This is a genomic window from Labrenzia sp. PHM005, assembly GCF_006517275.1.
GTDB lineage: Bacteria > Pseudomonadota > Alphaproteobacteria > Rhizobiales > Stappiaceae > Roseibium.
Window position 1 is genome coordinate 141,773 of record NZ_CP041191.1, and the last position, 16,118, is coordinate 157,890.

The window sequence follows — 16,118 nt, forward strand, 5'->3', positions numbered from 1 at the left end:
ATTATTCAGCTGAGTCTGCAGACTTCGCCTGAAGCAGGGAGTAGTTGTCGATCCCGATCCGTTCAATGAGGCCAAGCTGAGTTTCGAGGAAGTCGATATGGCCTTCTTCATCGCTCAGCAGCTGCTCAAACAGCGCCATCGATACATAGTCGCCCTCTTCCCGGCACACTTCGCGGGCTTCGTGATAAAGAGACCGTGCAACATATTCGGCCGCAAGATCGCCCTCCAGGCATTCTTTCACAGATTGACCAATGCGCAGCGGATCGAGGGTCTGCAGATTTGGAAAGCCTTCCAGAAACAGGATCCGATCCATCAGATCCTGCGCATGCTGGCGCTCTTCTTCAGCTTCCTCCAGCTCCTTATCGGCAAGATTGCCGAAGCCCCAGTCAGACAGAAGCCGTGCGTGCATCCAGTATTGATTAACCGCAGTCAACTCGTGCCGGAGAGCCTTGTTCAAATAGTCAATGACCCGCGCTTCACCCTTCATCAGTCCCTCTCAATGCTCAACCAGCTGCTGCCGAGCGCCTGCGCCGCGCAGGCTTTTCGTTTTTCACTTCACTCTCTGGAGCATCTTCATGAATGATGTCAATAACACTTGGAAAACATCCACCACAGCGCGGCCGGCATCCCAGATGGCGGAAAACCGCGCCAGGGGTCGGAATTTTACCGTTTGGATCTGCACGCATTTCAGCCGCGGCTTCGCGCAGCTGCTTGTCAGTCAACACATTACAAGAACAAATGAGCATTCTAGGGTCTGGCCGTCACCGGGTCTTGAGAGCATATTGTGGTTGACTGATTGCAGCGCAATACAGAAACCATACTATAAGAGTCAACTTTTATGTCCACGGTCTTGTTTTGGTAGGCGAACGAATGAACATTGAAAACCCTTCTGACGAACGGCGTACGTTGGTTTTAACAGGAGCAAGCCGGGGCATTGGCCATGCAACGGTTAAAAAATTCTCGGCGGAAAACTGGCGGGTGATTTCCTGCTCCCGCCAAGCCTTCTCGGAAAAATGCCCCTGGCCGATGGGACCGGAAGATCACATTCAGGTCGACTTAGCGGACCCCGAAAACCTGGGCTTTGCCGTTCAGGAGATCAGGAAACGGCTTGAGGCCCACGGCTCCCGCCTTCACGCCCTGGTCAATAATGCTGGCATCAGCCCTAAAGGAAATGACGGAGAACGCCTGATGTCGTTGAATACGCCAATGCATGAGTGGCGCAATGTTTTCCAAGTGAACTTTTTTGCCCCAATCCTATTAGCGCGCGGCCTCTTTGAAGAACTCAAAGCTGCATCTGGTTCAGTGGTGAATGTCACCTCGATTGCCGGTGTCAGGGTTCATCCGTTTGCCGGAACCGCCTATGCGACCTCCAAGGCAGCCCTCGCGTCCCTGACCCGCGAAATGGCTGCAGACTTCGGACCACATGGGGTGCGAGTCAACGCAATTGCCCCTGGGGAAATTGATACGTCAATCCTGTCTCCTGGAACAGAAAAACTGGTCGAGGAAATCCCTCTGCGGCGTCTTGGCCAAACAAACGAAGTCGCGGATACGATTTTCTATTTATGCAGCGAAAACTCGTCCTACGTCACCGGCTCTGAAATACACATCAACGGTGGCCAACATGTTTAACAGGAAGGAAATTCAGTCAACCAGAAATAGTATTGGATAATGTTCCTTGATAAAATTATTGAGACTGTCTGGCGGAACACTAAAATACCGCATAGTAATTTTCCGCATTTTTACCTAATCTTCACAGCTCTCATCGAATTTAAGCCTAATGGACGAGGTTTACCGGTAGCACGGGGTTTTCGATGAGACGCGCATTGAAATGGTTGGTTGATCTGAAATTTGGTTACAAGGTCAGCGGCGGGTTCGCAGCAATTCTTTTGCTGACAGCGGTAGTTGGTGGTGTCGGTTACTTTGCGATATCCACTCTCTCCGGACGTTTTGAAGTTGCGGATCAATCCGCAGATGTCAGCAGAATGGTTCAATCGACCTCTCTGGTTCGCGAGAATTATCTGAATTCTCCTTCCTCTGAGCTAGCCGATACAACGCGTCAGGAAATCTCTGGATTGAATGGCGCCTTAGATACTCTGGCACAAAGTGTTGCCGGAGATACCGAGGCGGCGGAACAGGTAAACACTGCAAAAGCAGCTGTCGGACAATTTGCTTCTACATTTGATGAGGTGGTGGAGCAAACCAACCAGCAAGCGGAGCGCCTGGCAACAGTGCGTAGCAGCGTCCACGATCTGGAAAAACTGGCCGCCTCTATTACCGAAGCCGTTCTGACTGAAGAAAAGAAAGTCAGTGCTGAGGTGTTTTCTGCAAACGGCACTTTGGAAGATGCCAATTTAATGCTGCGCAGCGTTTTTGATTTGCAGGGTGAAGTATCCACCATTCAGTTTGCCTACCTGAAAGGCAGCGGCAATCTAGATGGTGATGATCTGAAGCAAAGCATGGAAATCAGTTTTGCGCTCGTCGACCGCACGAAGGAAATGCGGTACCGGCAAATTGAAGGTATCGAGCGCAAGACCGTAAGCAAACTGGCCGGTGCAGCTAAGAAACTAGACAAGGCGATTGCACGGCTTGGAGACGACTTGGGCTTTGCCGAGGCTTATGAAGCACGGACTGCCGTTGGCACTCACCTCGATGCTATTACCGCTCTGGCCGAAAGCATCCGTGAGCAGGCAATTTCTGCTGTCAGCAAATCCAAAGCGACGGTTCTGACTGCCAATACCCGACTTGCCACTATTAAAGCCATCATGGAACAAGCGGCCGAGCTGGACCAATATGCTCTAAAGGCCGAAGCTGAAACGTACAATTTGTTCGGCAACTTTGGTGTCACAGACCCTGCTGGTGTGCAGGAGCAAATCGCTGGGCTAGTAAAGCTGGACGAAAAACTCGTCACTTACGCAGACGCACTGCCTGCGGCCGCTGACGCTATCAATGGTATCGCGGTGTCCGTCGCGACTTTTGATCGCGCATTCAAGGAAATGCTGACGACAAAAGCAGATCTTCAAGCGAAGAGAAATCAACTTGATACGCTGACCAAACAAGTCAGCGCGGATATTGCTGGAATTTCACAAGCACAATCGGCAGCAGCCAAATCAGCGGCCACTGCAGCAGAAGTGCAAATCGCAATGACCGTTCTCCTTTCAATCCTTGGCGGCATCGGTCTGGCGATTGTTCTCAATCTGGCAATTACACGTCCAATCCGCACCATCACAAATGTGATGAACAGCCTGGCTGGCGGCGACAATGAAGTCACCATTCCTGGACTTGACCGCGGTGACGAGATTGGCGACATGAGCCGAACAGTTCAGGTCTTCCGGGACAATGCAATCGAGCGCGCAAATCTACAGGCGCAAAACGCACAGGAAGAAGCCTCACGCCAGGAACGGCAGCAGCGGATCGACAGTTTGATCAACAACTTCCGCGCAACTGCAGAAGATGCGATTGGCTCTGTTGCAACAACCGCCGGCAGCTTGGACACGACCGCGCAGGCATTGACCGATATTGCCCGCGACAGCGCGGGACACGCCAGCGAAACACAAGATTCCTCCAATGAAACCACCCACAATGTTCAGACCGTTGCAAGTGCGGCGGAAGAACTGGCGGCATCCATTGGTGAAATCTCGCGGCAGGTTTCCCAGACGACCGAGATCGTCGAACGGGCGACTGTTGGTACACGGGAAACCAATGACAAGGTCGAGGGCCTTGCCGAAGCTGCCACAAAGATCGGCGAAGTCGTCACGCTCATCCAGGCTATTGCCGAGCAAACCAACCTTTTGGCACTCAACGCAACTATTGAGGCAGCGCGTGCTGGTGAAGCAGGCAAAGGCTTTGCTGTGGTCGCCGCAGAGGTGAAGGAATTGGCGACACAGACCTCCAAAGCAACAGAGGAAATCAGTTCGCAAATTACCGCCATCCAAACTGCGACCAAAGATTCTGTTGTTGCAATCGGCGAAATCGCCGAGACCATGGACGAAGTCAACAACTATACTGCAGCGATCGCTTCGGCTGTTGAACAGCAGGGCGCGGCAACTGCGGAAATCTCGCAGAATGTCCAGCGTGCGGCAGAAGCCACTGGGACCGTTTCCAACAATATGACTCAGTTGTCTCAAGCCGTTGATCAGACCGCCTCCTCTGCGGACATGGTTTTGTCTGCGTCAGGCGAATTGACCGAGAAGACCGATGAGTTGAAGACTGAGGTCGAGAGCTTCCTGTCTGAAGTCGCAGCTGCGTAAACGGATATTCATCACTTAAGAAAAAGGCGGGCGTGCCAGGCACCCCGCCTTTTTTGTTGCCGAGCCAATGCCACAGCGTTGACGTTGGAACGTCAGACGACTAAGGCGTGGACAAGACCCTTTGCGCAAGAATTGAGAGAGAATCGTGGCGGAGAAAACCGACGCGCCAACCTTTGCCCCAACCGGCCAGCCTCCCGTACAGGCCTGGCCCGTGATCCTGGAAACCCCAGGCTGGAAGGACTACCGCCTTCTAGATATGGGCGAGGGTCAAAAACTGGAACGCTACGGACGCTACACGATCGTTCGGCCGGAACCCCAGGCCATGGGCAGCCGCCGCCTGAAGAACGCTACGTGGGACCGCGCCAATGCGGTCTTCTCAGGTGACACGGACGAAGAAGGCCCAGGTCGTTGGAAATACTCGGGCAATGTCTCCGAAACCTGGCCCATGTCCTATGGTCCGGTGACCTACAATGGCCGGTTCATGTCGTTCCGCCATGTCGGAGTCTTTCCCGAACAAGCGGCTCATTGGAATTGGGTGAATTCCAAAATACGGGCAGAGAAGCAAAAAACGCCTGAAAAGCCGCTGAAAATCCTCAATCTGTTCGGCTACACCGGCCTGGCCTCCCTGCTTCCTGCAACGGAAGGCGCGCACGTCACCCATGTCGACGCATCGAAGAAGGCAATCGGCTACGCGCGGGAAAATCAGACCCTATCCGGACTGGAAGATCTCCCGATCCGATGGATCTGCGAAGATGCCTCCAAGTTTGTTGCCCGTGAGGTTCGCCGTGGCAACACCTACGACGGCATCATTCTGGATCCGCCAAAGTATGGGCGCGGCCCAAAGGGCGAAGTCTGGGACATCTACACCAGCCTGCCAGGCATGCTGAAAGACCTGCAGCAGCTGCTGGCGAAAGACGCTCTCTTCATGATCCTGACCGCTTACGCGATCCGCTCCAGCTTCGTCTCGATCCATGAGCTCATGGCCGAAACCTTGTCCCGGCAAGGCGGACGGCTGGAATCCGGTGAACTGGTCATCCGGGAAGAAGACGGCGCACGGGCTCTTTCCACGTCTCTCTTCTCCCGCTGGAGCAGCCGCTAACGCCTACTCAGCTGCGAGTGCTATGGGGCGGTTGTCGTTCGACCAATCCGTACCGTTATCCTGAATTGGGGCCTCTTCGGCTTCTATCTTGCTCCTCCGCGCGTAGACCAACGCGAACATGGGCGGCGCGAAGTAGAACGAGATCACGGTCGACAACAACACGCCGCCGGCGATCGACATGGCGAACGGTGGCCAGAACCCGCCACCGGCCAGGATCAACGGTAAAAACCCTCCGAAGGTCGTAAGCGTTGTGGAGATGATGTGCCGGCCCGACCCCATCACTACGTCTACCATTGCCTCCCGATCACCGTCGACCGCCCGGCTGTTTTGCTGAAGACCGGTCAGGATGATGATGGCTGCGTTGATAGATACGCCGATCGAGCCGATCACGCCGATGATGGCGTTGATGCCAAACGGGTACTGGAAGACCGCCAGGGCCAGAATGCTGAGCCCCGCCGACAGCCCCGACACGACCAGCGTGACAGCGGACAATCGGAACGAGTTGAAAGTCAACACAATCGCGGCAATCGACAACGGTACGATCAAGCCGAGCGAGCCAATCAGATTGTTCAACGTATCTGAGCGTGCATCGGAGTCACCGCCCGTTTCGATACGATAGCCTTCCGGCACTACAAAGCCGGCAAGTTCCATCTCGCTCTGGAGCTTCTTCAGGGCTTCTTCCGGCAAAACACCATATTGTACGAATGCCTGAACAGTGTTGGTGCGTTCTCCATTCCGCCGATTGATCTCACCCTCCGAGGGCTCCAGGCGAATGTCCGTGATCGCGGACAGCGGCACCCCCTCATAGCCAGCTGTTCCGGCTGCTCCGATCGCGGGCAACAGAGGCAGGCTCGCAATGTCAGACAAGTCGCCGCGGGAAGTCTCGCCGATCCGAACGCGCACCGGCAGTTCCTCCGTTCCTTCGATCAGACTGCCTCCGACCGCGCCTTCCAGAGTAGCCTCGAGTTGGCGAGCGACATCCGCCAGGCTCAACCCTACAAGCCGTGCCTTATCCTCATCGACCGAAAACTTCAGTTGCGGTGCGCCGCTTTCCAACGTTGTCCGCACAACGGTCACTTCCTCGATCCCGGATGCGAGTTGGCGCAGGGCATCTCCGCGTTCGCGCAAGACTTCCAAGGACGGGCCGACAAGGCGCAGCTCGACAGGCGCATCCACCGGCGGCCCTTGCACGAGATCCCGCACCAGTATTCGAGCGTTCGGGTAAAGCGCGGTCAATTCCCTTTGCAGCCGAGGCACGAGATCTGTTGTCGTATCCGGTGAGCTGGTGGTGACAAGTGCCTGAGCGAAAGCCGGGGCGCGATCCTGGTTGCCAACGATGTTGTAATAGAAGGCTGGGGCGCTCTTTCCCACAACCCAAACCACTTTTTTGATGCCCTCCTGATCGGACAGGAACCCGTCCATGGCACGAACCACATCGGATGTTTCGGCAATCGCAGTGCCGTCAGACAGCTCCACTTCTATGTGGAACTGATCCCGGTCCACACCCGGGAAAAACTGCGCGGTTAACGTCGGCATGCTCATGAAACCAATCACGGGCAAGACCAGTGCAAAGGCAACGGAACTTGCCGGGTTTCTCATGGCGAGCTGCAACGAAAACCGGAAGGGTACGGACACCAATTTCCCGGGTTGGAAAGAGCGCCTTTGGGTCTGGGAGTTGGTTTCGGGCAGCAGCCATCCGGCAATTGCCGCCGTCAAGGTCACGGCAACCAGGAACGACCAGACAAGCATGATGATAACGGCGATTGCAATCGCCCCGACAAAGTCACCAGCTGGTCCCGGCAGCAGAACCATGGGCAAGAAGGAAAGGGCCGTGGTTGCGGTCGATGCCAGCAGCGGCGCAAAGAGCCGACGGACGGCCTTGCGCACAGCCTCACGCCTTTCTTCTCCGCGCGCAAGGGCCTGACCGATTTCATCGGTCATGACAATACCGGCATCAACCAGCAGGCCGAGAGCTACGATCAGTCCGGTAAGCGACATCTGGTGGAGCGGTAGGCCGATCATGCTCATCGTTGCAAAGGACGCCAGAGTGACCACAGGCAAGACCATTGCAACGATCACGGCCGACCGTAGCCCCATCGTGACAAGCAGCACGCCAATCACCAAGGCCATGCCGATGGCTATGTTGGCGCCAACGTCTGTCAGCCGATCGATCGTGTAGCGGCTTTGATCGAACACGAGTTGATGCTCGATCGAATGCGGCATATCCGTTTCATAGGCAGCAATGCTATCCCGGACACGGGTCATCCAGGTGTCGACCTGAAGGCCATCGGCAATCTTCGCAGCGACAAGAATTGCCGGACGCCCCCCTGAAAAGGCCAGCTCTTCAGCGGGTTGGCGGATGCCCTTAGTGACGGTGGCAACATCGCCAACACGGGTCACCAGTCCATTGCTCCCAGTTGTCACCGGGATGGCGCGAATCCGATCAAGCGCGGCAATTTCTCCAGACACCTCGATCAAAAATTCGCGGTCCGAACTGCGCAGGCGGCCAGCGCGGACCTTGGCATCCGCGTTTTGTATGGCCGAGGCGACCTGATCCACCGTCAGAGACAAGGAAATGAGCGTCGCCGGATCTATGCGGACCAGAATCTCTTCTTCCTGCTCTCCGAAAATCTCGACGGACTTTGTACCGGGCACATTCCGGAGTGTATCAGACAAAACCTCGGCATATCGAAGCATGACTGCCTGAGAGACCGCCTCATGCTCCGGAACAAGTGCGCTGATCGATGCGAAAGCGCCAGCGCCGTCAGTGCTGAATTCCGGCTCCAGAACACCTTCGGGAAATTCGCGTGTGGCGTCGCCGATCTTGTCCCGGATTTCCGACCACGCCTGTTCAATCACGTCTTCGGTCAACGTATCGAGCAGCTCAATCTGAATAATTGAAATCGAGGAGGCAGACGTCGATTCAATCACATCAATCTCTTCGATTTCACGAAGCTCTTCCTCGATCTTTTCCGTGACCAAAGCCTCAACACGACCCGGATCAGCGCCTGGGTAGACGGTCGTAACCGTTGCAAAGAGATTGGTGATCGTCGGATCTTCCTGCCGGCCAATGCCGATCAGGGCCGTTGCTCCGGCCGCCAGGATGACAAGAAGAGTCAGAACCACCAGACGGGGTTGGCGAAAGAACAGGGTTTCCATGCCTCAGCCTCCTGCCTTCGCCAGGTCTACAGCTTGGCCAACGACAACCCGGTGAACGCCATCCCGAACGATCCGGCTGTCTGGTGTCAAGGTCCCGCGGACAAACGCCCGCGCCTCTTCCGCATACAGGACTTCCACCGCTTCGCGCACCACAACGTATGCCGGGCTGGGCGCTGAGATATCCACATCCTCGGCAACTGTCAGCACGGTCCAAAGACCGCGCGGACCTTCTTTCAATGCGGAAACCGGGATCCAGGCGCCTTCCGTCTCCACGCGCTCAACAATTGACAGTTCCGCCAGTCGTCCAAAAGCGGGTGTTGCCTCCGGTGTATCGAGTTCAAACAAGGTCTCGATTGTCCGGGTACGGGTTTGAAGGTCTGGACGAAGCGCTGCCAAGCCGGCTTTGAACGTCCGGCCCGAGATCTGAATGTCATAGCTTTGCGACCGATCAAGCCGGTTGACCACTTCCGGCGACAAACCGATGCGGACTGTTGGCCGTGAGCTCTCCAGCAAACGCAAAACGGGCGTTGCCGGAGACGCCGTTGCTCCGTCATCCAAAAGCCGTTCTCCAACCCGCCCCGAAAACGGCGCTTTCAAAACAGCCTTATCAAGATTGATGTCGATGTTCTCGATCGTAGCATCGATCTGCGCGATCGTGGCGTCCAACCGGCTGAGGGTCAGGCGGGCTTCGTCGAGCACCTGTGCGCTGACGTGACCATTGTCCTTCAGCAGCTGCCGCCGGTTCAACGTCAGCGAGGCCAGTTCCCGGTCACTTTCAGCCGCCTGACGATTGGCGACCTGGCGCCGGCGGTCCGCCTTAAGTGTCCGTGTGTCGAGTAAAGCAATGACGTCGCCTTCCTCGACAATGTTACCCTCATCGACCCGAACCTCTCGAACTGTTCCGGAGAGCTCAAAAGCAAGGTCCGTGCTGCGTGCCGGCTCAAGCCTGCCAACAAAACTGCGCTCAATATCATAGCCGGTCTCCCAATCAGGCGAGAACACGTCCACGACGGCCAAGGGAAAGGGGTCCACAGACGGCTTTTCTTCCGCACGCATCTGGATGGTGGTGACACCGATCATCACTGCAGCGGCGGCAAGGCCAACATTGATCGAGAAGGTCGCCGCACTCAGCGCCATTCTGCCAATGCACCGGAGTTTGCTCTTCCCGGTCGTCTCTGACGCGGGGGTCTGATCATCCTTCGACATGGCACGTTCTCACCTTGTCCTCTGGCTGCCGGTACGATTTTGGGGAATATCACCTTCCCAATGTAAGCAGCGCTAACTATGTTATCGTTGTTTACATATGTTAACGAAACTAACTTCAGCAAGAGACGCAACAAGAAAAAATTCGGAAACGCCTTACATGGCCAAAACAGAAATTCACAAAAAAGCGGGCTATCACCATGGTGATTTGCGTGGTGAATTGATCGCAGCAGCGCGCCAACTTATTGAAGAACATGGGCCAGATGGGTTTTCCATGTCGGATGCTTGCCGCCTTGCCGGGGTGAGCACAGCTGCGCCCTACCGGCACTTTTCATCCAAGCAGGATCTCTTGAGCGAAATCGCCATGGACGGCCTGAGGCGCCTTGGTCAGGATATGGAAGCCAGAGCCTCTGGGCAGCCACGCGGCACCGTGGAGTCAATTGCCGCGATAGGGCGGGCCTATGTCGCGTTCGCAAGACGCGAGCCTCATACGTTCCGGCTCATGTTCAGCACGATGTCCCATCATGACCGCATTGATGAGCTCAAACAGGTCGGCCGTGGCTCCTACGGTGTCTTGCTCCGCGAGGTAGCAGACTATCTGGGGAAGCCGAACATAGACGAGACCGTACTCCAAACTTCCTTCCCGCTATGGACACAAGTTCACGGGTTGTCGTTCCTCGCCATCGATGGCAAGCTGGAGGTGACAGAGTTTCCAGTCGACATTGAAGGCTCTATTCTTATTGCGACAGAACGGCTGCTTCCGCCGGTATCTTAGGTCGCTTCTTGACCCGGCCGGTCGCGAAGACTAAGCCAATCCAAACTGTCATTTTCGAATTCAGCTGGCTCAAGAAGAGCCTTTGGAGCTCCTGCATGCCGCAAACCGGCAAACCTCAAAAAACCGGCGCCGTCAAACAGATCACCAGCCATTCCAATCCCATCGTTAAGGAAATCAAGGGGCTGGTCGCCCAGCGCAAACACCGGAGCCAGTCCGGATTGTTTGTGGCCGAAGGATTGAAACTTGCAACGGATGCCATTGCAGCCGATTGGGGCGTGCGTTATCTGGCCCTTGGCCCGGACGCCCGCGACAATCCCATCGCGCAGAAGGCGGCCGCCACTGCTAAGGCCAGAGGCGCTCTGATATTGGAAGTCTCGACCGCAGTCTTGAGCGCCATGACCCGAAAAGACAATCCGCAAATGGTTGTCGGTGTCTATGAGCAAAAACTACTTGGCGCCAAGGATATTGATCCGGCCGGTGCGACTGTCTGGGTCGCGCTCGACCGGGTTCGAGATCCCGGCAATCTTGGAACAATCATCCGCACAGTTGACGCTGTTGGCGGCAGCGGTGTCATGCTGGTCGGCGACTGCACCGACCCCTTCGCGGTGGAAGCTGTCCGTGCCACGATGGGATCGCTGTTTCACGTACCGCTGGCGAAACTCTCCAAGGACGAGTTCAAATCCCTCGCCAAGAACTGGCCCGGAACCGTTGCCGCGACCCACTTGAAAGGCTCGGTTGATTACCGGACACCGGATTACCAGGTCCCTTCGCTTCTGGTTATGGGGAATGAACAAAAGGGACTGGAGGACGACATGGCGGATGCTTGCTCGACCTTGATCCGTATTCCGCAGGTCGGCGAGGCCGACAGCCTCAATCTTGCCGTTGCCACCGGAATTTCCCTTTATGAAATCCGCCGCAATCACCTGGAGCTTTCTTGATGCGTTTGTTTGTTTTTGGTGCCGGATATTCCGGCAGGGCCATCATGGAAGAGGTGCGGGACCAGTTCGAGTGGATCGGCGGCACAACCCGCGCGGCGGACAAAGTGAACGAGCTCAAGGCAGCGGGTTTTGAAGCATTCCTATTTGACGGCGAAACCCCCGGCACAGGAATAACCGATGCCTTGTCCAAGGCAACGCACGTCCTTATCTCCATCGCTCCGAACGACACCGGCGATCCGGTCTTGAACCACCACGCCAAAGACATCGCCGCCGCCAATCCAAAATGGATCGGCTACCTTTCGACCGTCGGCGTTTATGGCAACCACGATGGCGCCTGGGTCGACGAGACGACTGATTGCAAACCTGTGTCCAAACGCTCGGTTCAACGAGTTGCTGCTGAAAAAGCGTGGCTGGACTTTGCCGAAGAGCATCAGTTTGCTGTTCAAATATTCCGCCTTTCTGGAATTTATGGCCCCGGCCGCAATGCGTTCGAGAACTTCAAAAAAGGCCGGGCTCGCCGTCTTGTAAAACCGGGTCAGGTGTTCAACCGCATCCATGTGGCCGATATAGCCGGGGCTGTTGCTGCCGCGATGCAACACCCCAGTACGCGGATATTCAACGTCACGGATAACGAGCCAGCCCCACCGCAGGATGTGGTTGCCTATGCCGCTGAGCTTCTGGGCGTTGCTCCACCGCCAGAAATTGCATTCGAAACCGCCGACCTCACACCAATGGCCCGGTCGTTTTATGGCGAAAACAAACGTGTCTCAAACCTGCGAGTTAAAGATGAACTTGGCTATACGTTCCGCTTTCCAGATTATCGGATTGCTTTAAACACTCTCATTCAGAACTACGCTTGACACCAGGCAGCTGTTTTTCCAGTTTCTGCGCCAATGATGCGGTGATCCTATCGCACCTTCAATTTTAGAAAGGCAAAACGATGAGTGAATGGCGTGTCTACCTGTCGGGTGAAATTCACACGGATTGGCGCGAACAGATCATAACCGCAACAAAGGAAGCTGGTTTGCCGGTCAGTTTCTCCGCCCCGGTTACAGATCACGATTCCAGCGACGATTGCGGCGCTGCGATTCTTGGCAGTGAAGACAACAAGTTCTGGTACGACCACAAAGGCGCCAAGGTGAATGCCGTGCGCACCCGGACGCTTATCGAGAAGGCCGACATCGTCGTTGTCCGCTTTGGTGACAAATACAAGCAATGGAACGCTGCATTTGATGCCGGTTGTGCATCAGCGCTCGGCAAGTCTTTGATTGTTTTGCATGATCCGTCTCTGACACACCCCTTGAAAGAAGTCGATGCTGCAGCTCTTGCGGTTGCTGAAACACCGGATCAGATCGTGCGTATCCTGAAGTACGCGATCCGCGGCGAACTCTAAGAAGCGGCCCTCGTTAATCGGCCGATCTTGAAATTAATAATTTAGAAACCATATTCTCTGAGTCTGAGCAGTCTGAAGCAATCACAACTGCTCAGACCGGCTGCAGTGCCATAGCTACCGGCGCATCAATATTGTTCCCCAAGAGGAACCAGCGCCAGGCAAGCCTTCTGCTGCAGACCTGTTTTTTAGTATTACAATAAATGACTGTCATCAAAGCTTTGAACTCTCATTGTAGATGGTCACGCTGTTGCTTTGATGCAAAGAATTGGAAAGTAGGCTCCATGCTGCATGGAAACGTAAAATGGTTTGATATGGGCCGCGGTGTCGGCACCATCGAACCCGAAGATGGGGATGATGTTCTCGTCGAAATCACCGCATTGCGCCGGTCCGGCATCGACACTTTGAAAGAAGGCCAACTGGTGGCTTTTGATCTGGAGTGGCGCCGTGGCCAGATGGTCGCAGAGGATCTTAAGGTTCTGTAACGGCCTCAAAGGTACTGCGGATTTTGGAGGGCGGTTTCACCGCCCTTTTTTAATATCTGGGGTTTACACCATAGGTGCCTCAAAGGTTGCGTGTGCACCAAAATTAGGCTTCCCTTTTCTCCAAATCTAAGGAAAGCCTCTTGTCATCCAGTCCGAACAGATCCAGCGCATTTGTGTTCATTTTCATCACGCTGACTATCAATGCGATGGGCATTGGCTTGATGATGCCTGTACTCCCCAACCTCTTGACTGAACTGACCAGCTTGCCGGTTGGTGAGGCAGCACGCTGGGGCGGCGCGCTCAGTGTTATCTTTGCATTGATGCAGTTCCTCTGCGGTCCAACACTCGGCAATTTGTCCGATCGTTTTGGCCGGCGCCCGGTTCTGCTAATATCCATGTTGACCGTTGCAGCGGATTATCTTCTCATTGCGCTTTCCTGGAACCTCGCGGTGCTTTTCATTGCCCGTATGATTTCCGGAATCGCCGGGGCAACACATTCTGCAGCTTCCGCATATATCGCGGATATTTCCGACAAAAAAGACCGGGCAAAAAACTTCGGTCTGCTGGGTGCCGCCTTTGGCGTCGGATTTGTTCTTGGGCCTGTTATCGGCGGGCTGCTGGGCGAGTTTGGATCCCGGGCGCCGTTTTATGCAGGTGCGGCGCTATCGTTTCTCAACTTCGTCTTCGGCTATTTCATTCTTCCCGAAACACTAAAGCCGGAAAACAGACGCTCCTTTGACTGGAAGCGCGCCAATCCATTCGGCGCCCTAAAACACGTTTCGGCGAACAAGGATGTTCAAGTCCTTCTGCTGGCCTTGTTGTTGTTTGACATCGCACACTACGTCTACCCATCAGTCTGGAGCTATTTCACAACGGAGGTGTTTGCCTGGACACCAAGTGATATCGGCTTGTCCCTTGCCGTCGTCGGATTTGGCTATGCCTTTGTTCAAGGATATCTGATCCGGGTTCTCGACCATCGCATCGGAACCGGAGCCATTTTGATGATTGGCCTGACCTGCAATCTGATCGCATTTGCAGCACTCGCCTTTATCAGAGACGGCTGGCTTGCCTATGCGTTTATCGGATTTGCGATCATGGGAGCTTTGGCCACCCCGGCCTTCACCGGTCTGATGTCCAACCTGGTCGCTGACGATGCGCAAGGTGAACTTCAAGGCCTGATTGCCAGCGCGGCCGGACTTTCGATGATCATCAGCCCGTTCGTGATGACACAAAGCTTTTCCTATTTCACAAGCTCAAGCACGGTCTATTTCCCGGGAGCACCTTTCGTAATTTCTGCAGTCCTCATTATCTTAGCTGCAATGATTGCCTTGCCGTTCTTGAAGAAACAGGCCAAGGCCACCGCAGAAAACAGTCCAAAGAGCCAGAAAACACCAGCCGAGTAATGACGTCCTCCTTTTCTCCACCCCCGCTTGATGGACCCCGCCTTTCGCCACGCTCCGGCGGTCCAGCCCGGCAGCTTGTTGTCATCCTGCATGGCTATGGCGCTGATGGTGCCGACTTGATCGATTTGGGACGAGCCTGGCAAGGACAACTGCCCGATGCCGCATTTGTTGCGCCCAATGCGCCAGAACCCCTCCCTTTTGAAGCCTTTGGCGGCCGGCAATGGTTTCCGCTCTCCGAGCGATCTCCTCAGGAATACGTGATAGGCGCGGAGGCAGCCCAAGCATCGCTTGACCGTTTTCTGGATGCTGAATTGTCAAAACTGCGGCTTGATGACTCATCACTTGCACTGGTCGGTTTCAGTCAAGGCGCAATGATGACTTTCCAGGCAGGTCTTCGCCGCAAAATGCCACCAGCTGCTCTACTCGCCTATTCCGGATTGCTGCCAGGCGCTGCCCAGCTAAAAACCATCCAGACGGCCACTCCTGTTTTGATTGTTCACGGTGAAGACGATGACGTTGTCCCCGCCTATCATTTGGACGCCGCTAGAACCGCGCTGACTCAAGCAGGTGTTTCCGTGGACACCCATTGCCTTGCCGGTCTTGGACATTCCATTGACGAACGCGGCATGGTGCTCGGCGGCAGGTTTCTGGAAAAGGCCTTTCAGTAAGGCGTTGCGGCCACAGCACAATTGGTTAATGGCTTCTTAACGGTTTTGCGTCATGCTTTTCCGGATTCGCCGTCCCAGAAAGGGATGGTTTCTCCGGAGCGCGCCATGCAGATCTCAATTGAAACCACCACGCAGAGCACCAGCTTGATGTCCGCGTCGTTTCAAGGATCTGGCAACCCGTCGCTGAAACCGGAAAACGAGGATGGCAAACCGGGTGCTGCACCTAAAGACACCGCAGTCAGCCTGTTAGAAGCCGCCTCCCAAAAAGCCGAAGAAGATGCCGTTGTTATCGCTGCCCTTCGCGAAGCTGTTGAAGAAGGCAAGGGCGATGAAGACGATGATGAGGATGGCGCGCTTGCGACGGTTGAGGACTATCAAAAAACGGCCGGCCAAATAGCCGCCGCGCTTGGCGAAGACGCGCCAGGTTCTGCCGCATCGCTTGCCTATGAAAGCGCAACGATTTCCACGACAACCATTGAAGCGGAAATTGGCGGGGAAACACTCACGGCACAGTTCGTGTCCTTTGAGCGGGTTTCCTACAACAGCGAAACCGGTCTTTCAGCCCGCTCAGCCAGCGCATCGACCATCGAAGGCGACTTTAACAACGGATCCTTCAGCTACCAAAGCGCGTCCGTCAGCGAACTCTACGCTGGTACCGGCAACCAGGTTTCCAACTTGGCCGGGCTCACAGCTTAGAGCCTCAGGAATTAACCAACTCAGAGCTTCAAATTAAACTCAGGGAAACCGTAAG

At 55.2% G+C, this 16,118-nt stretch carries 15 protein-coding genes; 11 read left to right on the forward strand and 4 right to left on the reverse strand.

All coding sequences use genetic code 11. The features are described 5' to 3' along the window. Window position 1: 1 nt before the first annotated feature. Together bfr and FJ695_RS00820 are read right to left on the reverse strand one after the other, a co-directional pair. Window positions 2-487, reverse strand: a complete 486-nt coding sequence (gene bfr, locus FJ695_RS00815) for a bacterioferritin (RefSeq protein WP_141183673.1) — start codon at window positions 485-487, stop codon at window positions 2-4. 16 nt (window positions 488-503) lie between these two features. Next, window positions 504-746: a bacterioferritin-associated ferredoxin gene (locus FJ695_RS00820; protein WP_141183674.1), complete on the reverse strand. Its 243-nt coding sequence runs from the start codon at window positions 744-746 to the stop codon at window positions 504-506. Window positions 747-870: 124 nt separating this feature from the next. On the opposite strand from FJ695_RS00820, the gene FJ695_RS00825 reads away from it, so the two are divergent. From FJ695_RS00825 to FJ695_RS00835, 3 genes are all read left to right on the forward strand, one after another. Next, window positions 871-1,629, forward strand: coding sequence for an SDR family NAD(P)-dependent oxidoreductase (locus FJ695_RS00825; protein WP_141183675.1), 759 nt, complete (start codon window positions 871-873; stop codon window positions 1,627-1,629). Window positions 1,630-1,811: 182 nt separating this feature from the next. Further along, complete coding sequence (locus FJ695_RS00830; RefSeq protein WP_141183676.1) at window positions 1,812-4,247, forward strand: methyl-accepting chemotaxis protein; 2,436 nt, start codon at window positions 1,812-1,814, stop codon at window positions 4,245-4,247. 145 nt (window positions 4,248-4,392) lie between these two features. Next, on the forward strand, window positions 4,393-5,346 hold the full coding sequence (locus tag FJ695_RS00835) for a class I SAM-dependent methyltransferase (protein ID WP_141183677.1): 954 nt from the start codon (window positions 4,393-4,395) through the stop codon (window positions 5,344-5,346). Between the two features lie 3 nt (window positions 5,347-5,349). Here FJ695_RS00835 and FJ695_RS00840 read toward each other — a convergent pair whose 3' ends face one another. Both FJ695_RS00840 and FJ695_RS00845 read right to left on the reverse strand, forming a co-directional pair. Then, on the reverse strand, window positions 5,350-8,505 hold the full coding sequence (locus FJ695_RS00840) for an efflux RND transporter permease subunit (protein ID WP_141183678.1): 3,156 nt from the start codon (window positions 8,503-8,505) through the stop codon (window positions 5,350-5,352). Window positions 8,506-8,508: 3 nt separating this feature from the next. Beyond that, entirely contained in the window at window positions 8,509-9,711 is a 1,203-nt protein-coding gene (locus FJ695_RS00845; RefSeq protein WP_141183679.1) for an efflux RND transporter periplasmic adaptor subunit, read from the reverse strand. A gap of 157 nt (window positions 9,712-9,868) precedes the next feature. On the opposite strand from FJ695_RS00845, the gene FJ695_RS00850 reads away from it, so the two are divergent. The 8 genes from FJ695_RS00850 (at window position 9,869) to FJ695_RS00885 (ending at window position 16,063) form a co-directional block, all read left to right on the forward strand. Beyond that, the gene (locus FJ695_RS00850) at window positions 9,869-10,483 is read left to right on the forward strand and encodes a TetR/AcrR family transcriptional regulator (RefSeq protein ID WP_168206226.1); all 615 of its coding nucleotides are present in this window, start codon (window positions 9,869-9,871) and stop codon (window positions 10,481-10,483) included. A 95-nt stretch (window positions 10,484-10,578) separates the two neighbouring features. Next, window positions 10,579-11,421 (forward strand): RNA methyltransferase, encoded by an 843-nt coding sequence (locus FJ695_RS00855; RefSeq protein ID WP_141183681.1) that lies wholly within the window; start codon window positions 10,579-10,581, stop codon window positions 11,419-11,421. Then, entirely contained in the window at window positions 11,421-12,281 is an 861-nt protein-coding gene (locus tag FJ695_RS00860; protein ID WP_141183682.1) for an SDR family oxidoreductase, read from the forward strand. Before FJ695_RS00855 ends, FJ695_RS00860 begins: the two co-directional genes overlap by 1 nt. 80 nt (window positions 12,282-12,361) lie before the next feature. Continuing rightward, entirely contained in the window at window positions 12,362-12,814 is a 453-nt protein-coding gene (locus FJ695_RS00865; RefSeq protein ID WP_141183683.1) for a YtoQ family protein, read from the forward strand. A gap of 281 nt (window positions 12,815-13,095) precedes the next feature. Next, entirely contained in the window at window positions 13,096-13,296 is a 201-nt protein-coding gene (locus FJ695_RS00870) for a cold-shock protein (protein WP_141183684.1), read from the forward strand. A 140-nt stretch (window positions 13,297-13,436) separates the two neighbouring features. After that, window positions 13,437-14,699 (forward strand): TCR/Tet family MFS transporter, encoded by a 1,263-nt coding sequence (locus FJ695_RS00875; protein WP_141183685.1) that lies wholly within the window; start codon window positions 13,437-13,439, stop codon window positions 14,697-14,699. Then, the gene (locus FJ695_RS00880) at window positions 14,699-15,367 is read left to right on the forward strand and encodes an alpha/beta hydrolase (RefSeq protein ID WP_141183686.1); all 669 of its coding nucleotides are present in this window, start codon (window positions 14,699-14,701) and stop codon (window positions 15,365-15,367) included. Before FJ695_RS00875 ends, FJ695_RS00880 begins: the two co-directional genes overlap by 1 nt. Before the next feature lie 105 nt (window positions 15,368-15,472). After that, window positions 15,473-16,063: a hypothetical protein gene (locus FJ695_RS00885; RefSeq protein ID WP_141183687.1), complete on the forward strand. Its 591-nt coding sequence runs from the start codon at window positions 15,473-15,475 to the stop codon at window positions 16,061-16,063. Window positions 16,064-16,118: the final 55 nt, after the last annotated feature.